Annotated in this window: 23 protein-coding genes and 1 riboswitch; of the genes, 12 read left to right on the top strand and 11 right to left on the bottom strand. The window is 66.6% G+C overall.

Features of this window, described 5'->3' with window-relative positions:
- Positions 1 to 186: 186 nt before the first annotated feature.
- The 3 genes from J5474_RS09465 to J5474_RS09455 are packed head-to-tail and all read right to left on the bottom strand — an operon-like array spanning position 187 to position 2877.
- The gene (locus J5474_RS09465; RefSeq protein WP_245216363.1) at positions 187 to 819 is read right to left on the bottom strand and encodes a class I SAM-dependent methyltransferase; all 633 of its coding nucleotides are present in this window, start codon (positions 817 to 819) and stop codon (positions 187 to 189) included.
- Positions 820 to 835: 16 nt separating this feature from the next.
- Complete coding sequence (locus tag J5474_RS09460; RefSeq protein ID WP_209360656.1) at positions 836 to 2068, bottom strand: BtaA family protein; 1233 nt, start codon at positions 2066 to 2068, stop codon at positions 836 to 838.
- Entirely contained in the window at positions 2065 to 2877 is an 813-nt protein-coding gene (locus J5474_RS09455; RefSeq protein WP_209360655.1) for a UDP-2,3-diacylglucosamine diphosphatase, read from the bottom strand. Before J5474_RS09455 ends, J5474_RS09460 begins: the two co-directional genes overlap by 4 nt.
- Before the next feature lie 496 nt (positions 2878 to 3373).
- Between J5474_RS09455 and J5474_RS09450 the strand changes: the two genes are divergently transcribed.
- The 3 genes from J5474_RS09450 to J5474_RS09440 all read left to right on the top strand — a co-directional run bounded on the left by J5474_RS09450 (position 3374) and on the right by J5474_RS09440 (position 5915).
- Entirely contained in the window at positions 3374 to 3661 is a 288-nt protein-coding gene (locus J5474_RS09450) for a co-chaperone GroES (RefSeq protein ID WP_209360736.1), read from the top strand.
- Positions 3662 to 3738: 77 nt separating this feature from the next.
- Positions 3739 to 5382, top strand: a complete 1644-nt coding sequence (gene groL / locus J5474_RS09445) for a chaperonin GroEL (protein WP_209360654.1) — start codon at positions 3739 to 3741, stop codon at positions 5380 to 5382.
- 239 nt (positions 5383 to 5621) lie between these two features.
- A complete protein-coding gene (locus J5474_RS09440; protein ID WP_209360653.1) occupies positions 5622 to 5915 on the top strand; it encodes a hypothetical protein in 294 nt (97 codons plus the stop codon).
- Between the two features lie 103 nt (positions 5916 to 6018).
- On the opposite strand, the gene J5474_RS09435 is transcribed toward J5474_RS09440, so the two are convergent.
- Positions 6019 to 6459 carry a gamma-glutamylcyclotransferase family protein gene (locus J5474_RS09435; protein WP_209360652.1) on the bottom strand — a complete coding sequence of 147 codons (441 nt, stop codon included), beginning with the start codon at positions 6457 to 6459 and terminating at the stop codon, positions 6019 to 6021.
- A 111-nt stretch (positions 6460 to 6570) separates the two neighbouring features.
- Here J5474_RS09435 and J5474_RS09430 point away from each other — a divergent pair, with 111 nt between their 5' ends.
- The 5 genes from J5474_RS09430 to J5474_RS09410 all read left to right on the top strand — a co-directional run bounded on the left by J5474_RS09430 (position 6571) and on the right by J5474_RS09410 (position 12589).
- Positions 6571 to 7170 (top strand): ribonuclease HII, encoded by a 600-nt coding sequence (locus J5474_RS09430; RefSeq protein ID WP_209360651.1) that lies wholly within the window; start codon positions 6571 to 6573, stop codon positions 7168 to 7170.
- 113 nt (positions 7171 to 7283) lie between these two features.
- The gene (locus J5474_RS09425; RefSeq protein ID WP_209360650.1) at positions 7284 to 8384 is read left to right on the top strand and encodes a site-specific DNA-methyltransferase; all 1101 of its coding nucleotides are present in this window, start codon (positions 7284 to 7286) and stop codon (positions 8382 to 8384) included.
- Positions 8385 to 8655: 271 nt separating this feature from the next.
- Positions 8656 to 9321 (top strand): cupin domain-containing protein, encoded by a 666-nt coding sequence (locus J5474_RS09420; RefSeq protein WP_209360649.1) that lies wholly within the window; start codon positions 8656 to 8658, stop codon positions 9319 to 9321.
- A gap of 90 nt (positions 9322 to 9411) precedes the next feature.
- Positions 9412 to 10290 (top strand): DMT family transporter, encoded by an 879-nt coding sequence (locus J5474_RS09415; protein WP_209360648.1) that lies wholly within the window; start codon positions 9412 to 9414, stop codon positions 10288 to 10290.
- Between the two features lie 127 nt (positions 10291 to 10417).
- Positions 10418 to 12589 (top strand): methyl-accepting chemotaxis protein, encoded by a 2172-nt coding sequence (locus J5474_RS09410; protein ID WP_245216362.1) that lies wholly within the window; start codon positions 10418 to 10420, stop codon positions 12587 to 12589.
- A gap of 102 nt (positions 12590 to 12691) precedes the next feature.
- Here the strand turns inward: J5474_RS09410 and aroC are convergent, their stop codons facing one another.
- On the bottom strand, positions 12692 to 13795 hold the full coding sequence (gene aroC, locus J5474_RS09405) for a chorismate synthase (protein WP_209360647.1): 1104 nt from the start codon (positions 13793 to 13795) through the stop codon (positions 12692 to 12694).
- Positions 13796 to 13897: 102 nt separating this feature from the next.
- Positions 13898 to 14008, top strand: a riboswitch (TPP riboswitch).
- Between the two features lie 35 nt (positions 14009 to 14043).
- Between aroC and thiB the strand changes: the two genes are divergently transcribed.
- Genes thiB through J5474_RS09390 form a run of 3 tightly spaced genes read left to right on the top strand, consistent with a single transcriptional unit; the run spans position 14044 to position 17231 of the window.
- Positions 14044 to 15021: a thiamine ABC transporter substrate binding subunit gene (gene thiB, locus J5474_RS09400; RefSeq protein WP_209360646.1), complete on the top strand. Its 978-nt coding sequence runs from the start codon at positions 14044 to 14046 to the stop codon at positions 15019 to 15021.
- Between the two features lies 1 nt (position 15022).
- Positions 15023 to 16546: a thiamine/thiamine pyrophosphate ABC transporter permease ThiP gene (locus J5474_RS09395; RefSeq protein ID WP_209360645.1), complete on the top strand. Its 1524-nt coding sequence runs from the start codon at positions 15023 to 15025 to the stop codon at positions 16544 to 16546.
- On the top strand, positions 16533 to 17231 hold the full coding sequence (locus tag J5474_RS09390; RefSeq protein WP_425342875.1) for a thiamine ABC transporter ATP-binding protein: 699 nt from the start codon (positions 16533 to 16535) through the stop codon (positions 17229 to 17231). Before J5474_RS09395 ends, J5474_RS09390 begins: the two co-directional genes overlap by 14 nt.
- A 6-nt stretch (positions 17232 to 17237) precedes the next feature.
- Here the strand turns inward: J5474_RS09390 and J5474_RS09385 are convergent, their stop codons facing one another.
- The 4 genes from J5474_RS09385 to petA all read right to left on the bottom strand — a co-directional run bounded on the left by J5474_RS09385 (position 17238) and on the right by petA (position 21151).
- Positions 17238 to 18152 (bottom strand): PLP-dependent cysteine synthase family protein, encoded by a 915-nt coding sequence (locus tag J5474_RS09385; protein ID WP_209360733.1) that lies wholly within the window; start codon positions 18150 to 18152, stop codon positions 17238 to 17240.
- 193 nt (positions 18153 to 18345) lie between these two features.
- Positions 18346 to 19197 carry a cytochrome c1 gene (locus J5474_RS09380; protein WP_209360644.1) on the bottom strand — a complete coding sequence of 284 codons (852 nt, stop codon included), beginning with the start codon at positions 19195 to 19197 and terminating at the stop codon, positions 18346 to 18348.
- Between the two features lie 19 nt (positions 19198 to 19216).
- The gene (petB, locus tag J5474_RS09375) at positions 19217 to 20542 is read right to left on the bottom strand and encodes a cytochrome b (protein ID WP_209360643.1); all 1326 of its coding nucleotides are present in this window, start codon (positions 20540 to 20542) and stop codon (positions 19217 to 19219) included.
- Between the two features lie 12 nt (positions 20543 to 20554).
- Positions 20555 to 21151: a ubiquinol-cytochrome c reductase iron-sulfur subunit gene (gene petA / locus J5474_RS09370; RefSeq protein WP_209360642.1), complete on the bottom strand. Its 597-nt coding sequence runs from the start codon at positions 21149 to 21151 to the stop codon at positions 20555 to 20557.
- Positions 21152 to 21385: 234 nt separating this feature from the next.
- Between petA and J5474_RS09365 the strand changes: the two genes are divergently transcribed.
- Positions 21386 to 22051, top strand: a complete 666-nt coding sequence (locus J5474_RS09365; protein ID WP_342454019.1) for an outer membrane protein — start codon at positions 21386 to 21388, stop codon at positions 22049 to 22051.
- 154 nt (positions 22052 to 22205) lie between these two features.
- Here J5474_RS09365 and J5474_RS09360 read toward each other — a convergent pair whose 3' ends face one another.
- Positions 22206 to 22808: a glutathione S-transferase gene (locus J5474_RS09360; RefSeq protein ID WP_209360641.1), complete on the bottom strand. Its 603-nt coding sequence runs from the start codon at positions 22806 to 22808 to the stop codon at positions 22206 to 22208.
- A gap of 77 nt (positions 22809 to 22885) precedes the next feature.
- Positions 22886 to 23788, bottom strand: a complete 903-nt coding sequence (locus J5474_RS09355; RefSeq protein ID WP_209360640.1) for an AEC family transporter — start codon at positions 23786 to 23788, stop codon at positions 22886 to 22888.
- Between the last annotated feature and the right edge of the window lie 8 nt (positions 23789 to 23796).

The raw sequence follows: 23796 nt of genomic DNA, 5'->3' as shown, positions 1-23796 counted from the left end.
CGTCTTAGCGCTGTGTATCAGGGAATGGCACAGGGAATGGCACAGGGAATTTCGCAGCGAGTTGCACAGGGAAATGGCCTGCGAAATGGCCTGCGAAGAACCCAGCGACAAGGTCTTCGCAGCATGGCCCTGGTCGGGTTCAGGGCGTGGCCGGATGTTGGCCAGATCCTCGCGGGCCGGGGGCCGTCAGGGGCGGCGCGTCAGGCGGGCGTATTGCGCGTAGCCGCGATAGAGCGGCGCCTGGTGCAGCGCCAAGTGCGGCAGATTGCGCAGCGCGCCGGGCAGGGCGTCGCGGGGCGTCACATGGAACCGGGCGAGCCAGGCGCGCAACCCCGCGCGGACCCAGCGCGGCAGGCGGTGCTGATCGCCGAAGTCGACCACGTGCAGCGTGCCTCCGGGGGCGAGGTGGCGCATGGCTTCGTCCAGCGCGCCCTGCCAGTCGGGGATCATCGACAGGCTGTAGGAAAACACGATGTGGTCGAAGTGGCGCCGACCGAAAAGCGTTTCCGGGTCAAAGCGGCAGGCGTCGGCGCGAACGAGCGTGGCGCGCAATCCCAGCGTGCGGCGGGCAGAGATCAGCATCTGTTCCGAGATATCGAGCCCATGCAGCCGCGCCTGCGGGTGGCGCGCGCGGATCAGCGCGAGGTTGCGACCGGTGCCGCAGGCGATCTCCAGCACGGACTGGCCGGGGCGCACATCCATCTGCGTGATCAGGTGGTCGCGGCCCAGCAGGTAGTGCTTGCGCGTGATGTCATAAAAGCGGCGCTGGACGCGGTAGACGTCATCCATCAGGCGGCCGTGGTCGGAGGTCATGCTCATGTCGGCGGGTCCGGTCTCAGCGTTTTCGATAGAGGTGCACGCCGCCGTAGATGGCGGAGCGGTCGGTTTCGAAGGCCCTGCGCGAAGCCGGTGCGTCGTAGCGCCATTGGCCGAGGATCGCGTCGGGCACGCGGCCGGGCAGGATGTCGGCGGTGCCGCCGGTGCGGAACAGCACGCGCGCGCCAGGACGCGCGGTGCGGGTGATCTGCTGCCAGAGCACGGTGAGCTGCGCGTCGTTCATCCAGTCCTGCGCGTCGAGCAGGATGTAGACGGAGTGCGACCCGGCGGGGGCGTCTGAGAGGTGTTCGGTCACAGAGCGGTGCAGCACGCGGGCACGCGGGGCCATGGCGCGGAGGGTGCCGAGGTGGCGCGGCTCCAGATAGGGCGGCACGGGTCCCGCGCCGTCGGGTGCGTAGGCGCGGCGCGCCGCCTGCCAGGCAAAGTAGTTGTCCGAAACCGGGAAATCGCAGAACAGCTTGCGGCAGCGGTCGCGCAGGACGGGGAGGATGTCGCCACCCGCGTCGGCGGCGAGCTTGTCGTACTGCGCGGGCGGAATCCCCAGCCCGAAAAGCGCGCCGCGCTGCGCCGCAAGTCCGCGCACCAGCCGGGTTTCGAACAGCGGCGCGATCTGCGCGTCAAAGACGGCGCGCTGCGCCTCTGGCGTGGGCGCCCGCAGAAGGTCGTCCCAGCGCACGCCGCCCATTCGGGTGATGACATGCACCGCGCCCAGGAACGCCCCCAATGCGCCAAAGCGATAGAAGCCACGCGCGAACAGCGACTTGCGTCGGCGCAGGCCTTGGCGGGCGTTCCAGAAACCGCGCGCCTCGGGGGGCAGGTGCGGCAGGACGTATTGCTCGAGCAGGTCGACGTTGGCGGCGCGGTCGGCATCCCCGAACAGGCTGTAGAACGCGGCGTGGTCGGGCAGGTGGCGTACCGCCGCGAGCTTCAGCCGTCCCAGTTCCACATGCCACGGCGACAGGTCAACGGCCGTGAGCGACGCGGGCCGCGCACAGAGGTAGGACATCATGTTGCAGCCGCCCGACGCGATGCAAAGCACGTCGTCCGCCTCTGACAGCCCGAGCGCGGCCATGTCGCAGACGGGGTCCTCCCAGATCTGCGGGTAGACGAGGCCACGAAAGAGGCTGGCAAACATGCGATCCCCGAGGCTGGCGCGGGGCGCGTTGCCATGCACGGCTTCTGCGATCAGCGCGGCGGTGTCGCGAGGAAGTGTGGGGCTGGTGTCGGTCATTGCAGATCCTGTCCGGTGAGGGCGCGGGCGGCGCTGGCGGCGCGCGCGCGGCGGCGTTCCAGCAGGCGGTGGCGGTTGGCGCGCGCCTCCCAGTCGACCAGCCGCATCTCGCCCGCGTGGTTTTCGATCACGGCGGTGCAGCTTTCGACCCAGTCGCCGGTGTTGATGTAGTGAATGCCGCCGATGCGGCGGATCTCGGCGTGGTGGATGTGGCCGCAGATGACGCCCTGATAGCCCTGCTGGCGGGCGGATTCTGCCAGCACCGCCTCGTACTGGCCGATGAAGTTGACCGCCTGCTTCACCTGCTGTTTTGACCATTTCGACAGCGACCAGTAGCGGTGCGACCAGAGACGGCGAACGGCGTTGATCTTTGGATTGAGCCAGATCAGCGTGGCGTAGGCGCGGTCGCCCAGCATGGCCAGCCAGCGGGCATTGGCCATCACGGCATCGAATTCGTCGCCATGGGTCACAAGGTAGCGTTTGCCGCTGGCCGACAGGAAGGTGTCGGACCGCTTCAGTTCGATCCCGCCGAGGTGCAGCCCGATGTAGTCGCGAAAGACCTCGTCATGGTTGCCGGGAATGAAGATGACGCGGGTGCCGGAGCGCGCCTTTTCGAGGATCGCGCGGATCACCGCGTTGTGGTCTTCGGGCCAGTGCCAGCCGCGTTTCAGCCGCCAGCCGTCGACGATGTCGCCCACGAGGTAAAGCGTCCGGGCGTCGTGTTTTTCGAGGAAATCAACCAGCAGGTGGGCACGGCAGCCACGGGTGCCGAGGTGGACGTCCGAGAGGAAGATCGTTCGGTCGGACACGGGGCCGCTGTCTCCGGTTGCGCGTTCGCCGCGGAGTACGACGGGGGTGTTTCAGCGGTGTGACGGGGCTGTATCGGTTTGATGACGCAGGGTGGACCGTCGCAGGGTGGACCGTCGCGGGGGGCAAGTTGCCGGGGCAGGTCATCGGGGCGTCTCATGGACCGGTGAGCGGATGGCCGCATGGATGGTTGCGCGGATGGTTGCGCGGATGGTTGCGCGGGCGGGCGGCGATGCCCACTTCGGTATTCGGGTCGGCGCCGGGGCTGGTGTCAGTTGGCCTTTGCGCGTTCGCGTTTGTCTTCGGGTTGGTTTTCGGCTTGCGGATTCAGGCGCCGGATATGGGCTCCGGATAGGGGCCACAGATTTTCACGCGGCATGTTGACACGACTCGTTGCGTTGCTTACCTCCTGCATCGTTAGCACTCCGAGACGATGAGTGCTAACAGCCCGCCCGATTGGGGGGCAGTAGTGAAACTTTGAGCCAGGAGTACTCAGAGATGGCATTCAAACCGCTTCATGACCGTGTGCTTGTTCGTCGCACCGAAGGCGATGAAAAGACGGCCGGTGGGCTGATCATTCCCGACAGCGCCAAGGAAAAGCCGGCAGAAGGCGTGGTTGTTGCGTGTGGCGAAGGCGCGCGCAAGGACAGCGGCGAGCTGATCGAGATGGCCGTCAAGGAAGGCGACAAGATCCTCTTTGGCAAATGGTCCGGCACCGAAGTCACCGTCGAAGGTGAAGAGCTGATGATCATGAAGGAAAGCGACATCCTCGGCATTATCGCCTGAGGCTGACCTTTCCCTGAAGAGGGTGCCGGGGGATACCCCCGGTCCATGCATCCACACAAGTTTCAAGGAGATCGCAAATGGCTGCGAAAGAGGTAAAATTCGATACCGACGCACGGAGCAAGATGCTGAAAGGCGTCAACATTCTTGCCGACGCGGTAAAGGTGACGCTGGGCCCCAAAGGCCGTAACGTCGTTCTGGACAAGTCCTTCGGCGCACCGCGCATCACGAAGGACGGTGTGTCTGTCGCCAAGGAAATCGAACTGGAAGACAAGTTCGAGAACATGGGCGCGCAGATGGTGAAGGAAGTCGCTTCGCGTACCAACGACGAAGCGGGCGACGGCACCACCACCGCGACCGTTCTGGCACAGGCCATCGTCAAGGAAGGCCTGAAGGCTGTTGCCGCCGGCATGAACCCGATGGATCTGAAGCGCGGCATCGACATGGCGACCCTGAAGGTCGTCGAGGCCATCAAGGCCGCGGCGCGTACTGTCGAGAACTCCGATGAGGTCGCACAGGTCGGCACCATCTCCGCGAACGGCGAGGCCGAAATCGGCCGTCAGATCGCCGACGCGATGCAGAAGGTCGGCAACGAGGGTGTCATCACCGTCGAAGAGAACAAGGGCCTCGAGACCGAGACCGACGTCGTGGAAGGCATGCAGTTCGACCGCGGCTACCTGTCGCCGTACTTCGTGACCAACCCCGACAAGATGATCGCGGATCTCGAAGACTGCATGATCCTGCTGCACGAGAAGAAGCTTTCTTCGCTGCAGCCGATGGTTCCGCTGCTGGAGCAGGTCATCCAGTCGCAGAAGCCGCTGCTGATCATCGCGGAAGACGTCGAAGGCGAAGCGCTGGCGACCCTCGTGGTCAACAAGCTGCGTGGCGGCCTGAAGATCGCGGCCGTGAAGGCGCCGGGCTTTGGCGACCGTCGCAAGGCCATGCTGCAGGACATCGCGATCCTGACCGGCGGCCAGGTGATCTCCGAAGACCTCGGCATGAAGCTCGAGAACGTCACCATGGACATGCTTGGCACCGCCAAGAAGGTCTCCATCACCAAGGATGAGACCACCATCGTCGATGGCGCGGGCGAGAAGTCGGAGATCGAGGCACGCGTGTCGCAGATCCGCACGCAGATCGAGGAGACCACCTCGGACTACGACCGCGAGAAGCTCCAGGAGCGTGTTGCGAAGCTGGCGGGCGGCGTTGCTGTCATCCGCGTCGGCGGCATGACCGAAGTCGAAGTGAAAGAGCGCAAGGACCGTGTGGACGACGCGCTGAACGCGACGCGCGCAGCCGTTCAGGAAGGCATCGTCGTTGGCGGCGGTGTGGCCCTGGTGCAGGCAGCCAAGACGCTGGCAGGCCTGGAAGGCGCGAACGCCGACCAGAACCGCGGCATTTCGATCATCCGCGCCGCTCTCGAAGCACCGCTGCGCCAGATCGCGCAGAACGCCGGTGTTGACGGTTCCGTGGTGGCGGGCAAGGTCCGTGAATCCTCGGACCTGAAGTTCGGCTACAACGCGCAGACCGACGAATATGGCGACATGTTCAAGTTCGGTGTCATCGACCCGGCAAAGGTCGTGCGGACCGCTCTGGAAGACGCATCCTCGGTTGCGGGCCTGCTGATCACCACCGAAGCGATGGTGGCCGACAAGCCGCAGAAGGATGGCGGCGCAGCCGGTGGCGGCATGCCCGACATGGGCGGCATGGGCGGCATGATGTAATCACTCTTCCTTCGGGAAAGAGTGAGAGCCGCGACAGGGCATCGGCGCCTTTGGTGCCGGTGTCACACAGGCGGCACCGCCAGTTCGATACGCAAGGGGGCCTCCGGGCCCCTTTGTCATTTCCGGGGGACGATGCGACGGGCGCAGGGCGCGATCAATGGGCGCAGGTTCTGTGAACAATTCTTGTCGCGCCGCCCGGATATTCACGTTATGTTCGCTCGAATCCAGGGAGATACCAGATGAGTCGCCGGGACGGGAGGAAAGCCGTGGAACTCTGTCTGCCAGAGGACCTGCGCAGACGGCTGGTGCGCACATCTGAGCAGCACCTGCCGCTGGCCTATCTCGTGCGCCAGGCGCTGCGTCGGGCGCTGGATGCCGGGACGGGCTGGCAGACGGATGTGCTGCCTGGCGACGCGCGGCCGATCCTGCTCCAACTTTCGGCCGAGGAACTCGCCCGGCTGGAGATGCACATCCGTGACCACGACGTGCCCGCAGAGGTGGCGGTGCTTTCGCTGATCTCTCAGGTGGTCTGAGTGGCGACAGCGGTGGCCGGAGCCAGTACCCGCGGCCGCAGCTGGACCGTATCGGAACTTCGCAAAAGCAGGTCAGGCGCCGATTGCAGGACCCCTGTCCGGGTCAGTGAACGTCAGGCGCGCGGGCGGTAAAGCGTCCCGTGGGCAGATGCACCGCGCGGCTCACGTCCCATGTATACAGATAGGTCTGCGCATGGGTGTAGGAGCCGTCCTGCAGCGTAACCTCGACCAGTCGGCGCAGGAATTCGTGCGGTTCGGGCCAGTCGGGCGAACAGCCTTCGTAGGTGTCGAACTGCGGAAAAAGGATGTCGGGCGCGTGCACCTCGTGCACTTCGCCCCAGACGCGGTCGTCCGGGTCGGGCGAGGGCAGGGCGCCGGGGTAGAAATTGCCTTCGCCAGGCAGGTCGGGGTCATCGATCAGATAAAGCCGCGCCCGGATCGACCCGCTGCCGATACGCGTGCCGTGTCGTTTCAGGAGATCCCCCAGGCGGTGCCCCGCGGTATCTGTGAGGGTGCCGTAGACGAACAGCAGGGGATGGGGCATGGGGCGTGATCTTTCGCTGTGCAACGGGCAGAGGATAGGCGCTTTGACCGCGAGGGAAAGGACGAAAGCGCACGGTTGCCGTCGGGGAGGGAATCGGTCTTTAGAAACGCCATGGAGATGACGTTTGAAGAAGCCCTCTGGGGGCGCGGTGTCGGGCGGGTCTGCGGCGTGGACGAAGTGGGCCGCGGGCCGCTGGCGGGCCCGGTGGTGGCGGCGGCGGTGGTGCTGAACCGGGAGTCCATTCCCGAGGGCCTGAACGATTCAAAGAAACTTTCGATAAAACGGCGGGAGTTCCTCGCGCCGCTGTTGTGGCAATCGGCGGAGGTGTCCGTCGGTGTCGCGACGGTGGAGGAGATCGACGCGATCAATATTCTGCAGGCCAGCCTTCTGGCGATGCGGCGCGCGGTGGCGGGGCTGCGCGTGGTGCCGGAGCACGCTCTCGTGGATGGTAACAGGCTGCCGGAGCGGTTCCCGTGTGAGGCGACCGCCATCGTCGGGGGCGACGGCAAGTCGCCATCGATCGCGGCGGCCTCAATTGTGGCGAAAATCTGGCGCGATAATGTCATGAAGGAGGCGGCGACACAGTGGCCGGGGTACGGCTGGGAGACAAACGCCGGCTACCCAACAAAGTGTCACAAATCTGCCCTTCGAAATCTTGGTGCGACCCCTTTCCATAGACGTTCGTTCAAACCGGTGCGCGATATCTTGTGACAAGTCGAAATCGCAAGCCTATGAGAACTTTAAATAATTGACCGCGAATCCGTTTCGAATCATTTTCGGAGCCAACGAACGAGCGTGAAAACACGCCGGGGCAGAGGCAGAGAATGACGACAATGACACGTGCGAAGGGCGCAACCGCGCTCCCGATCAATACAATTTTGTCCGGCGATTGCATCGAGGCGATGAACAGTCTGCCCGAGAATTCGGTGGACCTGATCTTTGCCGACCCGCCCTACAACCTTCAGTTGAAGGGTGATCTGCATCGCCCGGATAATTCGAAGGTCGACGCGGTGGATGACCACTGGGACCAGTTCAACAGTTTCGCCGCCTACGACAGCTTTACCCGAGACTGGCTCAAGGCGGCGCGCCGGTTGCTCAAGCCCGACGGGGCGATCTGGGTGATCGGCTCTTATCACAACATCTTTCGCGTCGGATCGGCGTTGCAGGACGCCGGGTACTGGATCCTGAACGATGTGGTCTGGCGCAAGTCGAACCCGATGCCGAACTTCCGCGGCAAGCGGTTCACCAACGCCCATGAGACGATGATCTGGGCGTCGAAGAGCGAAGGCGCGAAGTACACCTTCAACTACGAGGCGCTGAAGGCACTGAACGAAGGCGTGCAGATGCGGTCGGATTGGGTGTTGCCGATCTGCAACGGCGGCGAGCGACTGAAGGACGACAATGGCGACAAGGCGCATCCGACGCAGAAGCCGCAGTCGCTGCTGCATCGCGTGATTGTCGGGTCGACCAACCCCGGTGACGTGATCCTCGACCCGTTCTTTGGCACCGGCACGACCGGCGCGGTGGCCAAGATGCTGGGCCGCGACTGGATCGGGATCGAGCGCGAGGAGAGCTACCGCAAGGTGGCGCGGCGGCGGATCGACGACATCCGCGCCTTTGACGGGACGGCGCTGCAGGTCTCGACATCGAAGCGGGCGGAGCCGCGCGTGCCCTTTGGCCAACTGGTGGAGCGCGGGATGCTGCGCCCCGGCGAAATGCTGGTGAATACACGCGGTCAGAGCGCCAAGGTGCGCGCCGACGGCACGCTGGTGGGCGACGGGGTCACCGGATCGATCCACCAGGTCGGGGCGAAGCTGGAGGGCGCGCCGTCCTGCAATGGCTGGACCTACTGGCACTTCAAACGCGAGGGCAAGGTGGTGCCGATCGACGTGTTGCGCCAGCAGATCCGCGCCGAGATGCAATAGGCTTCCTGCGGGATGTAGCCGTCCTGCGGGATGTAGCCGGACCCTGATGGGTCCGCTGGGGGCGCTGCCCCCCGGCCTGCGGCCTCCCCCGCGGTATTTGGAAACCAAAGAAGCAGGGGCGCAGGCCCTTTCCACGAGACATGCGAACACCGCCGGCGCCCCGCGAAAGCGTGTGGGCGCCCGACTGAACCCCGTCTGCCCATCGCGGGCAGGCGGGGCTTTTTTTGCCGGGCGGCTGCGCTAGGATGGGGTGGAGACGAGGGAGGAAGCGATGCGGCTCAGGGCGGATTTTTCGAAGCGTGAAGTGGTGCGGCCGGAGGATTACGACTGGCGGGAGAGCCCGGCGAGCGGGGTCGGCCGGATGATGCTGGACCGGATCGGCGAGGAGGTGGCGCGGGCCACGACCATCGTGCGATTCGCGCCGAATTCTGCCTTTGACTCGCATACCCATGGCGGTGGGGAGGAGTACCTCGTGCTGGATGGCGTGTTTTCCGACGAGCACGGCGATTATCCGGCGGGAAGCTACGTGCGCAATCCCATCGGCACGCGACACCGGCCGCATATCGGCCCGGAGGGGGCGACGATCCTGGTGAAGCTGTGTCAGTTCGCGCCGGACGATACGGCGCAATTCGCGGTGGACACGCGGCGGGGTGGCTTCGAGCCCGCCGGGGAAGGCGTGGAGGCGCTGATGCTTCACGATGTGCCGGGGGAGAGGGTGCGTCTGCTGCGCTTTGCGCCGGGGACGGCGCCGGGGCGGCAGGTCCATGCGGGCGGGGCGGAGATCTTCGTACTGGAGGGTGCCTTGCGGGACGAGAGCGGTGATTATCCTGCGGGAACCTGGCTGCGTCTGCCCGCCGGGGAGGGGCACGAGCCGGTCTCCGAGGCGGGCTGCCTCTTGTGGATCAAGACCGGCCATCTGGCGCGCGTTGACGCCTGACTGACGCCTGAGTGACCCCTGGCTGACCCCTGACAATACCCTGTCGATCAAGGCTTTCCTCCGCCTCTGGAAACCCCTAGCGTCCGCGCCATGGACATGCGCGCGATACTGATGGGACTGGCCTTTGCGGCCATGTGGTCCTCTGCCTTCACCTCGGCCCGGATCATCGTGGCGGAGGCGCCTCCGCTGAGCGCGCTGGCGCTGCGGTTCCTGATTTCCGGCCTGCTGGCGGTGGTGATCGCGCTCGCGCTGCGGCAGAGTTGGCGGCTGAGTCGTGCGCAGTGGCGGGCGACAATCATCTTCGGCATCTGCCAGAACGCGTTGTACCTCGGCCTGAACTTCGTCGCCATGCAGACGGTGGAGGCGTCGCTAGCGGCGATCATCGCCTCGACCATGCCGTTGGTGGTGGCGCTGATCGGATGGGCCTTTGCCGGAGAGCGGCCCACCGGGCAGGCGGCACTGGGTCTCCTGGCAGGGGTCGCGGGGGTCGTCCTGATCATGGGGGCTCGGTTCGGCGGCGGCATGGACCTGTATGGCGTGTCGCTCTGTGTCGGCGGCGTGATCGCGCTGGCGGTGGCGACGCGGGCCTTGCGGGGGGCGGTTTCGGGCGGCAATTTCATGATGATCGTGGGGTTGCAGATGCTGATCGGCTCTGCGGTGCTGTGGCTCCCGGCGCTGGCGCTGGAACGCTGGGAGGTCACCTGGACGCCCGGCCTGACGGCGGCCTTTGCGTATACCACGCTGGTTCCGGGACTGGCGGCGACCTTCGTCTGGGTGCTGCTGGTGGACCGCATCGGCGCGGTGCGGGCGGCGACCTTCCACTTCCTCAATCCCTTCTTCGGGGTGGCCATCGCCGCCGTTCTGCTGGGAGAGGACCTGCACGCGCTGGACATGGTCGGTGTCGCGGTGATCGCGGGCGGCATCCTTTTGGTGCAGCGTGCCCGCCTGCCTGCCGCACGGGATCGCTAAAAATCTATGTAACAGGGGAAGATTTCTCTCGGGTTTCGAGGCTTTGTTTACCTGCGGTCTCTTAAGATCCGGCCAGTTTTGACGCTGGCGGGGTGCCGCTCCGCGCGTAGCCGGGAAGAGGTAGAGCATGGGCAGGTTTTCCATTCGTATCCAGGTTCTTCTCCTGGCCGGGGCCTTCCTCGTGTCGCTGCTTCTGGTCGCGGGGGTGTCCTGGCGCCAACAGCAACTGCTCGGGTCAGCCCTGACGGAGATGAAGACGAACCAGGCAAACGAGGAGGCTCTGGCCTCCATCAGCCGCAGCGTGCGTCACGCGCAGCTGTCGGTACTGCGCTACGCCACGGACCCGGTCAACCCGTGGGAACCGGTGGTGGAGAATGTCGATTCGGCAAAGGCGCAGATCACCGAGACACAGACGATGTTCGTCGCGGGAAGCGCCGTCATCACCGCCCTCGGCAACGCAATGGCGGTGCTGGAGGAGGTGGCGCTTTTTTACGAGGATGCGGAGAGCGAGGCCGCCTTTGGCCAGATGGACACCATCAACAAGGAGCTACTGCCGCGGCTCGACCAGGTGGATGCCGTCCTCACCGATCAGCGCGAGACCCTGGGCGCTGCGCTGGAGCGGGTGACGGCGGAGACGCAGCAGGCCACGGAAACGGCGAACCGGCAGGCGATCGTCGCATACGGCCTTGTGATTGCGGTGGCGGTGCTGCTGTCGACGCTGTTCGGGCGCGCGCTGTCGCGGCCAATCCGGCGGGCGCGCGACCGCATCCTGAGCATGGCGGAGCATGATTATCACAGCCCGATCTCCGACCAGCGGCGCGGCGACGAGGTTGGCGGAATCGCGCAGGGGCTGGAATCGCTGCGCGGCAAACTGCAGGAGGCAGAGCGCAACGAAAAGCGCGCGAAGGAGGAGAATGGCCGTCGGGTCGAGCTGTTCCAGACGCTGGGCGTGGCCATGAGCCAGCTGCGCGGCGGCCGGTTGCAGTCGCGCATCGCGGCGGGGGACTGGAATGATCTGGGCGACAGCTACGTGCAGCTGTGCAGCGATTTCAACGATCTCGCCGTTGCGCTGCAGGTGCTGGTCGATTCGCTGCGCGCCAGTACCGGGACGGTGCAGACCAATGCGCACGAGCTGTCCAGCATGTCCGACGAGATGTCGCGCCGGGCAGAGATGCAGGCCGCCACGCTGGAGGAAAGCGCCGCCGCGCTGGACGTACTCGCGGCCGGGGTGAAATCCGCCGCCGACCGGGCGGAGGATGCCGACCGCAAGGTGGTGGAGGGCCGCCGCCGCGCGGAACAGGGCGGCGAGGTCATGGGCCGAGCCCTGCAGGCGATGAGCTCTATCGCGAAATCGTCGGAACAGATCAGCCAGATCATCACGGTGATCGACGACATTGCCTTTCAGACCAACCTGCTGGCGCTGAACGCCGGGGTGGAGGCCGCGCGCGCCGGCGAGTCGGGAAAAGGGTTTTCCGTCGTGGCGTCGGAAGTGCGCGGACTGGCGCAGCGGGCGTCGGAATCGGCCAACGAGATCAAGGAACTGGTGCTGAACAGCGCGGATCAGGTGGAGGACGGCGAGCGCCTGGTGCAGGCCACCAGCGAGACGCTGACCCATATCGTGGAGAGCGTGACGGAGGTTTCGGAGATGGTGGCGGGGATCGCCACGCTGTCGCGCGAGCAGGCAGGCAACGTGGAGGAGATCAACGTCGGCATTGGCGAGCTGGACAAGGTGACCCAGCAGAACGCCGCCATGGTCAGCCAGACAAGCACCGCCAGCCAGCAGTTGACGGTTGAGGCGACGCGGCTGTCCGACCTTCTGACGCGCTTCACCGGCGGCGGCAGCGTGGCACCGGCGACCGCTTCGGTAGGTGGGCAGGGGATACCGGAACTGTTTGACGCGCCTGCGGGGGGTGGCGCCGACGCCCCCGCCGTGAAGGCGGTGGCCACGGGCGAAGGCGGGGAGGTGCCGGCGGGCAAAAAGCCGGAGCCTGCGAAGGCGCCAGCAAGAGCCGCGACGGCGGAGAAATCCACCGAGCCAGCCAGCCAGGCCGCGAAGACCTCCGAGAAACAACCGGCAGCCAGGGCGGCGCACACACGACCGCCGGAAGGGGCCAAGTCTGCCCCGCCGAAGGCCACCCCGGCCAAGAGGGCCGGTACGAAGGACGGGTCCTGGGAGGAGGATACCAAGGCCACTGCGGTCAAGACCCCCGCGCCCGCGCCGACAAAGCAGGCGGCCAATGCCGTGGACCACCGGGACTCCACGCTATCGGGCAGTGACGACACCTGGTCCGACTTCTGACGTCGGATTGGTGGCCCCGAGAGGCGGGGTTGAAATCCGCGCGTTCGGCGCGGCATGGCCGGTGCGAGGCCGCGCCAGACAGGCAAGGTTTCCCTGCCGGTATCAGCCGATCCGGCCGCCCGCGTCCCCCACCTGCCCGCGATGCAGGAGCAGGTGATCCAGAAGCACGCAAGCCATCATGGCTTCGCCCACCGGGACGGCGCGAATGCCGACGCAGGGGTCGTGGCGGCCCTTGGTGATGATCTCGGTCGCTTCGCCAGCCTTTGTAATCGTCTGGCGCGGGCGCAGGATGGAAGAGGTCGGTTTCACGGCAAAGCGCACCACCACCTCCTGACCGGTAGAAATCCCGCCGAGAATCCCGCCCGCGTGGTTCGAGGAGTAGACCGGCTGGCCATCGTTGCCGAGGAAGATCTCGTCGGCGTTTTCCTCTCCGGTCAGCTCTGCCGCCGCCATGCCTTCGCCAATCTCCACGCCCTTCACGGCGTTGATCGACATCATCGCCGCCGCCAGATCGGTGTCGAGCTTGCCGTAGATAGGCGCGCCCAGCCCGGCGGGCACGCCACGCGCCACCACCTCGATCACCGCGCCGACGGAATTGCCGGACTTGCGCAGGGCGTCCAGTTCGTCAGCCCATTGCGCGGCCATCTCCGCGTCGGGGCACCAGAAGGGGTTCTGCCCGACCTGCGCCATGTCATAGCGCGCGGGGTCAGCCTTTGACCGGCCCATCTGCACCATGTAGCCTTGGATTTCCACCTTGGGCGCCAGCGCCGCCAGTGCCGCCCGCGCGAGGCCGCCCGCCGCCACCCGCGCGGCGGTTTCCCGTGCGGAGGAGCGTCCGCCACCGCGATAATCCCGGATGCCGTATTTCTGGAAATAGGTGATGTCGGCGTGTCCGGGGCGGAATTTCTCGGCGATATCGCCGTAGTCCTTCGACCGTTGGTCGGTGTTTTCGATCATCAGCTGCACGGACGTGCCCGTCGTCTTCCCCTCGAAGACGCCCGACAGGATCCGCACCGCGTCGGCTTCGCGCCGCTGGGTGGTGTACTTGTTCTGACCGGGCTTGCGCTGATCCATCCAGACCTGCAGCATCGCCTCGTCGACCGCGATCCCCGGCGGCACGCCATCGACCGTCGCGCCAAGCGCGGGACCGTGGCTTTCGCCCCATGTGGTGACGCGGAACAAGTGGCCGAAGGTGTTGAGGCTCATGGGAGATCCTTTGGGTCAATAGCCTTTGCGCCGGTCTAGGCCACGGGCACCGGGCGCTCAAGCGGTTTCGACTTGCGCGCCCGCCCCGGCGCGACTAGCGTCCGCCCCACCTCGGGGTGGTGGAGCCTGATCCGCCTGAGATTTGCGTGAACGCATCAACCCGTTGAACCTGAACCGGTTAACACCGGCGGAGGGAAGGTATCGGGACACCCGGATCTTGCCCTTTCGCCGCAAATCTGGAGACGTCTATGAAGACCTTCACTTTTGCAGCGGGACTTATGCTGGCCACCCAGGCGGTGGCGGCGGAAAACGTCCTGACTGTTTACGCGCCCGACTATTTCACCTCCGAATGGGGGCCGGGACCGAGGATCGAGGAACTGTTCGAGGCGAAATGCGGCTGTGACCTGCAGTTCAAGCCCGGCGACCTGCTGCCGCGCCTGATGCTCGAAGGCGAGCGGACCGAGGCCGACGTGGTCATCGGACTGAACACCGACGTGACGAAACAGGCCCGCGAAAGCGGCCTTTTCGCGCCGCATGGCGTGGACCTGTCGCCGCTGACGCTGCCGATCGCGTGGGACGACGACACCTTCCTGCCGTTCAACTACGGCCACACGGCCTTTGTCTATGACACGACCAAGATGGACGCGCCCGCCTCCTTCGACGCGCTGCTGGATGCGCCAGACAACCTGCGGCTGGTGATCCAGGACCCGCGCACCTCGATTTCCGGCCTTGCGCTGGTGCTGTGGGTGCAGGCGGTCTACGGCGACCGGGCGGAAGAGGCCTGGGCGAAGCTCGCGCCGAAGATCGTGACGGTCACCAAGGGCTGGTCCGAGGCCTATGGCCTGTTCACCGACGGCGAGGCCGACATGGTGCTGTCCTACACGACATCGCCCGCCTACCACATCATCGCCGAGGGCGACGAGACAAAGAAGGCGGCGATCTTCCCGGAGGGCCATTACTTCATGGTCGAACTCGCGGCCAAGGTGGCGTCCACCGACCAGCCGGAACTGGCGCAGCAGTTCATGGACTTTGCCCTGAGCCACGACTTCCAGTCGATGATTGCCACCGGCAACTGGTCGATCCCGGCCGCGCTGGACCGCTCCGAATGGCCGGAAGGCTTCCAGAAGCTCGACCTGCCGGAGAACGTGCTGTTCTACACCGAGGACGAAGCCGCCGCGCTGAAGGACCCGGCGATCGAGGCGTGGCGCAGCGCGCTGTCGCAGTAGGATGGCACGACCGGCCACCCTTATCGCGGGCGCGGCGCTGACTGCGCTGACGCTCGGGCCGGTGGTGGCTGTCATCCTGCGGGCCGGGGGGCTTTCGTCCCTCGGCCCGTCGCATTGGGCGCCCGGCGACGCGGCGGCGCTGCGGTTCACGCTCTGGCAGGCGTTCCTGTCGGCGGGGTGCAGCGTACTGCTGGCGGTACCCGTGGCGCGGGCGCTGGTACGGCAGCGGTTTCCCGGACGGGGGGCGCTGGTCACGGTGATGGGCGCGCCCTTCATCCTGCCGGTGATCGTCGCGGTGATGGGGTTGATCGCGGTCTTTGGCCGCGCGGGGCTGGTGAACGATGCGCTGGGGGGGCTGGGCCTGCCAAAGGTCGATATCTACGGGCTGCACGGCGTGGTCCTGGCGCATGTCTTCTTCAACCTGCCGCTGGCGGTGCGCATGTTCCTGAACGCGCTGCAGGCGGTACCCGGAGAGCGGTTGCGGCTCGCGGCCTCGCTCGGGCTGACGCGCGGCGCGATGTTCCGGCTGGTGGACCTGCCCGCGCTGCTGCGCGTGGCGCCGGGGGCCTTCGTGGTGATCTTCGTGATCTGCCTGACCTCCTTTGCGGTGGCGCTGACGCTGGGCGGAGGACCGCGCGCCACCACGGTGGAATTGGCGATCTATCAGGCCATGCGCTTTGATTTCGACCTAGGGCGGGCGGCTTCGCTGGGGCTGGTGCAATTGGCGATGGGGCTGGGCGCGGGACTGGTGGCGCTGCGGGTGGCGCGCGACGACGGGTTCGGCGTGGGCCGAGACCGTGCCGCACTGCGTCGCGACGGCGCGGGATGGGTGCGCGGGCCGGACCTCGGCTGGATCGCTGTGGCGGCGCTGTTCCTGCTGGTGCCGCTGGGGGCGGTGGTGGCGCGCGGGTTGCCGGGGCTGGCGTTGCTGGGCGCCGACACGATCCGCGCGGCGGGGCATTCGGTGGCGGTGGCATCGGTGTCGACCGCGCTGTGCATGGCATGGGCCATGGCGCTGGCGCATCGACGCGGCGAGTGGCTGGCGCTGGCGGCGATCACGGTATCGCCACTGGTGCTGGGGACGGGGCTGTTCCTGATGCTGCGGCCCTTCGTGAATCCCTTTGCCATGGCGCTTCCAGTGACGGCGCTGGTCAACGCGCTGATGGGGTTGCCGTTCGCGCTGCGCATCATCACTCCGCAGGCAGAGGCGCTAGAGAAGGATTTCGGCCGACTGCGCGCCTCGCTCGGATTAACGCATTGGGCGTGGTTGCGGCTGGTCTGGGTGCCACGCCTGCGCCGCCCGCTGGGGTTCGCCGCCGGGCTGGTGGCGGCGCTTGCGATGGGCGACCTCGGGGTGATCGCGCTGTTCGCGGACCCGGACAGGGCGACGCTGCCCCTGCAGGTCTACCGCCTGATGGGCGCCTACCAGATGGAGGCGGCGGCAGGCGCGGCGCTTCTGCTGCTGGGGCTGAGCCTCGGGGCGTTTGTACTGCTGGACCGGGGAGGGCGGCTTGCTGAGGCTTGAGACCATACGGGTGGCGATGGAGGGCGGCACGCTCGACGCCGATCTCGCGCTGGCGCCGGGGCGGCGGGTGGCGGTGCTGGGGCCGTCGGGGGCGGGGAAGTCGACGCTGCTCGATGTGATCGCCGGGTTCCGTCCGCCGCTGGAGGGCCACGTAAGCTGGCAGGGGCGGGACCTGACGCCCCTCGGGCCGGAGGCGCGGCCGGTGTCGATCCTGTTTCAGGATGCCAACCTGTTTCCGCATCTCGATCTCGCGCGCAACCTTGGACTGGCCTTGCGCCCCGATGGGCGCAGGCCGGGGCCGGAGGAAATCCAGCGGATCGAGGGTGCGCTGCGGCGCGTCGGCCTTGACGGCTACGCCCGGCGCAGGCCCGGCACGCTGTCGGGCGGGCAACAGAGCCGCGCGGCACTGGCGCGTGTCCTGCTGATGGCGCGGCCCGTGCTGCTGCTGGACGAACCCTTTGCCGCGCTGGGGCCGGGACTGAAACGCGACATGCTGGGCGTGGTGCGCGAGGTCGCGGCGGCGCTGGGCGCGCTGACCGTTCTGGTGACGCATGACCCGGAGGACGCCCGTGCCTTTGCCCAGGAGGTGGTGCTGGTGGCGGATGGGCTGGTGCATCCGCCGGTGGCGACAGAGGCGTTCTTTGCCGTGCCGCCGAGGGCGTTCCGCGAGTACATGGGCCTGTAGCCGGGTTCAGTATTTCAGCCCGGTATCGCAAAGCACGGTCAACACGGTGGCACCCTCGCGCAGACGGCCCGAGGACAGCAGCCGGGAGGCGGCGCAGACGTTGGCGGCGGCGGAATAGCCGACATAAAGCCCCTCGCGCGTGGCAAGCCGCGCCTTCCAGTCGGTCACCTCTTCGTCGCTGACCGTCATGCCGAAATCGACCAGTCCCGCATCCCAATGCGGCGGCACGAGGCCGTAGCTCGTGCCCTGCAGCAAATGGCGCGGCTTCACCACCGGCTTGCCCATCAACGGCTCGCTACCCTCGGGTTCGACCGGGGCACAGAGCGTGGCGGGGTTGGCAACCTTAAGCGCGCGGGCAATCCCGATGAAGGTGCAGCCCGTGCCCACGGCGGCAACGAAGGCATCGACGTGTCCCGCCTGGCGCAGGATCTCTGCCCCGGTGACCTCGTGCGCGGCGATGCCCTCGGCGGCGTTGAACTGATCGACATAAAAGGCGCGCTCCTCGCGGGCGATGCGCTGCGCCTCCGCCGTGGCGGCGGCGATGTCGGCGCCGGTGACCTGCCCCGGCGCGCCGTCGACCTGCGGGGTCAGAACGACGCGGGCGCCCAGCCCTTCCATCATGACGGCGCGGGCAGGGGAATTTCCGGCGGACATCGTGGCGACAAAGGGATGTCCCAGCGCGGCACAGACCACGGCGAGGCCCGCGCCCATGTTGCCGGAGGTCATCTCCACCACCGTCTGGCCGGGCTTCAGGCGACCATCGGCGCGGGCGGCCCTCAGGATGGCCAGCGCCGCGCGGTCCTTCACGCTGCCGCCCGGCATCATGAACTCCGCCTTCGCCAGCAGCCGCCCCGGCCCCGTGTGACAGCGTTCCAGCGCCAGCAGCGGCGTGTTCCCGACAAGCTGAAGCGGTGTCACCATCGCCACGCAAAACCCTCCCCCTGGCAATGGCCCCAAGATTTCCCGCGCCCTGACGACTGTCAACGCGCCTCTGCTTCTTTGCTTCGGAAATACTCCGGGGAGCGCGAGGGGCTGGCCCCTCGTCCCCTTCCTTGGCCAAAGAAAAAGCCCCGCGCGGGGGGCGCGGGGCTTCTGCAATGGCAGTCGGGAAGGATCAGTGCTTGCGCTTGATCGGGGCCCAGATGCGCTTGTTCACAAGGTAGAGCAGCACCGACAGGATCAGCAGGAAGAACACGCCGATAAAGCCGGCCTCCTTGCGCTGGTTCATCTTCGGTTCCGCCGTCCACATCAGGAAGGCCGCGACATCCGCCGCCTCGTGATGCAGGGAGGCGGAGTGGCCGTCGTCGAACTCCACGTCGTCACCGGCCAGCGGCGGCGGCATGGCGATCCAGGACCCGGGCACCGTGTGGGCGCCTTCCTCGTTCTTGCACTCCTCCGGGTAGCCGCCCACGGTAAAGACCGTGTTGTAGTAGCCCGGGAAATCCTCCGGGGCGCATTCCGGCGCCTCGTGGTAGCCCGCCATCAGCGAGGCGATGTATTCCGCGCCGCCGATGCCCTTGAAGAACTGGTTGATGCCCAGTCCGTAGGGGCCGTGGAAGCCCGCGCGCGCCTTTGCCATCATCGACAGGTCCGGTGCGGCCGCGGAGGTCACCGCCGGGAAGTTGTCCGCCGGACGGGCCGGGCGGAAGTCGCCGTCGCCGTCGTTCAGCTCCTGGTCGAAGACGTCGAACTGCTCGGCATAGGCGAACAGCTGGTCCTCGTTGTAGCCCAGGGCGCCCAGGTCGCGGATCGGCACGTACTTCAGACCGTGGCAGGAGGCGCAGACCTCCGTGAAGATCTTCAGGCCGCGCTGCAGCTGCATCTGGTCGTAGGAGCCGAAGGGGCCCTCGAAGGAGAAGGCGTAGTCTTCGACGTGGGCCTCGCCCCCGGCGGCATGTGCGCCGGAAGCAAGTGCACCCGAGACTCCGAGGGCCGTCAGGGCCGCGAGGGTGAGTTTCTTGAACATCTCTTGCGATCCTTGTCTCTTATTCCGCCGGGGTCGTGGACTTGGGCGGGTAATGCGCATCGAAGTCCTCTTCGATGGTCGCCGGACGCGGCAGCGGTTTTTCAAAGACACCCAGCAGCGGCAGGATGACGAGAAAATACGCGAACCAGTAGGCGGCGGCGATCAGCGAGAAGGAGGCGTAGGGCTCCTCCGCGGGCATCGCGCCCAGCCACATCAGCGCCATGAAGTCGATGACGAGCAGCCAGAACCACCACTTGAACGACGGGCGGTACTTGCCCGAGCGCACGCGCGAGGTATCGAGCCAGGGCGCCAGCGCCATGGCGACGATCGCGCCGAACATCGCCAGAACGCCGAAGAACTTCGCGTCGATGATGCCGCCGGTGACGGCCGATGCGATCTGCACGACCCAGACTTCGGACGTGAAGGCGCGCAGAATGGCGTAGAACGGCAGGAAGTACCATTCCGGCACGATGTGCGCGGGTGTCGCCAGCGGGTTCGCCTCGATGTAGTTGTCGGGGTGGCCGAGGTAGTTCGGCATGAAGCCGACGACCGCGAAGAACACCGCGAGGATCACCGCAAGCGCGAACAGGTCCTTGATGACGTAGTAGGGCCAGAACGGAACGGTGTCCTTCTGCGCCTCTGCCTTCGACCCGCGACGGACCTCGACACCGGTCGGGTTGTTGTTGCCCGTGGTGTGGAAGGCCCAGATGTGCACGGCGACCAGCGCCGCGATCACGAAGGGCAGCAGGTAGTGCAGCGAAAAGAAGCGGTTCAGCGTGGCGTTGTCCACGGCCGGTCCGCCCAGTAGCCAGGTCTGGATCGATTCACCGATGCCGGGAATGGCGCCGAACAGGCCGGTGATCACGGTCGCGCCCCAGAAGGACATCTGACCCCAGGGCAGGACGTAGCCCATGAAGGCGGTGCCCATCATGGCGAGGTAGATCAGCATGCCGATGATCCAGGTGATCTCGCGCGGGGCCTTGTAGGACCCGTAGTAGAGACCGCGGAAGATGTGCATGTAGACCGCGACAAAGAACAGCGACGCGCCGTTGGCGTGCAGGTAGCGGATGAAGTGACCGCCGTTCACGTTGCGCATGATGTGCTCGACCGAGGCAAAGGCCAGGTCCACATGCGGCGTATAGTGCATCACCAGCACGACGCCGGTGGCGATCTGCAGCACGAGGCAGAAGGTCAGGATGATGCCCCAGATCCACATCCAGTTGAGGTTCTTGGGGGTCGGGATCATGATGGTGTCGTAGAGCAGGCCGATGATCGGCAGGCGCGAATGCACCCACTTTTCGGCGCCGGTCTTCGGCTCGTAATGATCGTGCGGGATTCCAGCCATTGTGCGCGCTCCTTAACCCAGCAGGATGGTCGATCCGTCGACCCAGGAGGTCGGCGGGATGTGCAGGTTCTCCGGCGCCGGACCTTTGCGGATGCGGCCAGCCATGTCGTAGTGCGACCCGTGGCAGGGGCAGAACCAGCCGCCGAAATCTCCCTGATCGCCCAGCGGTACACAGCCGAGGTGCGTGCAGACGCCCATCTGGACCAGCCACTGGCCTTCCGCGCCCTCGGCCCCTTCGGGGTTCGGCATGGTGCGGTTCGCGTCGGTCGCCGGGGCGCCGCCGTCGATGTTCTCGTTGCGCGCCAGCGGGTCGACCACGCTCACGCCGGCGGCGAATTCTTCGTCCTGTTCGGCGGCGCGGGCGATCTCCTCCTCGGTGCGGTGGCGGATGAAGACCGGCTTGCCCAGCCATTTCACCGTCAGCTGGCTGCCCGCTTCCACACCCGACACGTCGACGCGGATGGTGGACAGTGCCCGCACATCGGCGGAGGGGTTCATCTGGTTGACCAGCGGCCAGACTGCCGCGCCCGTGGTGACGGCCCCGGCGCCTGCAGCGGCGTAGTAGAGGAAGTCCCTGCGGGTGGCATCATGATCGTCAGCGTGTGACACGATTGTCGCTCCCTGGTTGAAGGCCCGAGGAAGCGCCCCCCGGCCGAAGATACGTCAAGTCGCACGACAGAGTCGGACGACTCCCCCGCGCGAATTCAGACGCGTATCTACCCGGCACCTTTGGTGTGGTAAAGCATACAAAACCCACAGTTTGAAGGTAGGGCGGATGTGTCGCGGTTGTAACTCACCTCCGGGAGGAATATCTGGGAACCCGAGCAGAGGGAGACAGGTCCGATGACGCGGATGATTCTTGGTGTTGGTGCGGGGCTCGCGCTGGGTCTGGGCGCGGCGATGCCCGTGATGGCGGAAACGGAACTGTCGGTCTATCTGGGCTGGCAGACGCTGCCGCACAGCCGGATAGAGGGCGACCTGCCGAACGGCGGCGGCGCCTACGACGAACTCGTCGGCTGGGAGGGCAAGCCCTTCACCATGCCGCCCTACTACGGTGCGCGCGCCACGTGGTGGCAGTCGGATACGCTCGGTTTCGGCGTGGAATACACGCATACAAAGGCGTACATGCCCGACGACGTGAAATCCAGGCTCGGCTTCAGCCGGATGGAATTCTCCGACGGCCACAACGTCGCCACGCTGAACGTGATGAAGCGCTGGCCGGAGAAATACGGCAAGGTCACGCCCTACGTCGGCGGTGGCCTCGGCGTGGCCTTCCCGCATGTGGACGCGGTGCACGGCAGCGGCTCGCGCACCTATGGCTTTCAGGTCACAGGACCGGCGGCGCGGCTGATGGCGGGGGCCTCCATGCCGATCAATGATCGCTATTCCGTCTTCGGGGAATACCAGTTCACCTATTCCCAGAACGAGGGCACCTTCGATGGCGGCGGAACCTTCAAGACAGACATCAAGACCAACGCGCTGAACGTCGGCATCTCGTTCAACTTCTGACGCACCGGAAAAACCATGTCCGAAGGGCGGGTCGCACCCGCCCTTTTTCATGCCCGGAGCGGCGCCGGGCCTCTGCCTGCTTCTGCTTGGCCGAAATACCCCGGGGGGCGCGGGGGCTGGTCCCCCGCAGGGCTGGACTCGCGCAGGGCTGGACTCACTCGGGTCGCGTCGCCACCATGCTCTCGCGCCGCGCAAACCGGGCCTCCCAGGCCGCCAGCTCCGGCCGCCCGGTGCGCCAGCCGCGCACATCGTGGCGGAAATCGAGGTAACCCAGTGCGCAGCCCACAGCGATCTGCCCCATGTCGAGCGGCCCGCTCAGATGGCTCATCCACCGCGTCTCCAGCGCGTCGAGGGCCCGGCTGACCTTGGCCCACTGCGCTTCGATCCAGTCCATCGACACGATCTCCTTCGGGCGGAACCGCTCTTCGTAGACGATCGACACGGCGGCATCCATGATCCCGTCGGCGGTGGCCTCCAGCACCAGCACGTCCCACAGGCGCTTTTCGGGATAGAGCCCCGCTTCGGCCCGCGCGTCGAGGAACCGGCAGATCACCCGGCTGTCATACAGCGTCGGGCCGTCCTGCCGGATCAGCGCCGGAATCTTGCCTACCGGATTGGCGGCAATCAGTTCCGGATGCGAGGCCATCGGCGTTGTGGCGATGTTGACCACCTCGACGTCGGACAGTTGCCCGGTCTCGCGCAGGGTGACCAGAACCTTGCGGACAAAGGGCGAGGCGGGGGAATGCAGCAGTTTCATGACGGCTCCGGGATGCTGTTCGGGCGGACAGTGGCAGAGGGGCGAGCGATGCTCAAGCCTCCGCCACTTCCGCAATGTCAGGGGGTGACGCTTGACAGCGCGCCCAGCACCAGCGGCAGGGTCAGAACGGCGGCCACGGTCTGCGCGGTGATGATCCCGGCCATGAATGGCCCGTCGCCGCCCAGCTGCCGGGTCAGCACGTAGGCGGTGGGGGCGGCGGGAATGGCAGAAAAGGCCATCAGGATGAAGCCCGCCTGTGGCGACAGGCCAAAGCCCAGCGCCACCCCGGCGGCCAGCGCGGGCATGGCCAGCAGGCGCAGCACGCTGATCCCGGCAATGGCCCCAAGGTCCTGCCGCAGCGTGGCCAGCTGCAGCGCCGCGCCGACACTGAGCAGGCCCAGCGGCAGGCTGGCCTGCGCCAGAAGCGTCAGCAGTTCCGCGCTGCCGAAGGGCAGGCCGACCCCGGCAAAGGCCAGCGCGATCCCGGCGATGCAGGCCAGCACCAGCGGATTGCGCAACACGGTCTTCAGGATCTGCACCGGACGGGCACGCCCGGTCAGCGCGAGGATCGAGAGCACGTTGACCAGCGGCACCGCCACGGCGAGGTAAACGGCTGCCTGCCCCGCGCCCTCTGCCCCCAGCGTGCGCGTCACCAGCGCAAAGCCGAGGTAGGTATTGAACCGCACCACGCCCTGCAACGCCGGGCCGAACCGCGCCGGTGGGGCAGGGCGCAGGACCCGCAGCGCCACCAGTGCGAGAGTCGCCGCCAGCACCGTCACCGCCGCCGCCGCGCCCAGCCGCAGCACCTCCGGGTCGCGCACCGGCGCCTGTGCCAGACTGGACACGAGCAGCGCGGGAAACAGGACGAAGTAGTTGATCCGCTCGGCGGCGGGCCAGAAGGCATCGGAGGGAAAACCGCGCCGCGCCATGACGAAGCCTGCGCAGATCAGCGCGAAAAGCGGCCAGATGGTCGTCAGCATGGGGTCAG

The organism is Sagittula salina (assembly GCF_017813235.1).
Taxonomy (GTDB): domain Bacteria; phylum Pseudomonadota; class Alphaproteobacteria; order Rhodobacterales; family Rhodobacteraceae; genus Sagittula; species Sagittula salina.
This window is presented reverse-complemented; position numbering and strand designations above follow the sequence as displayed.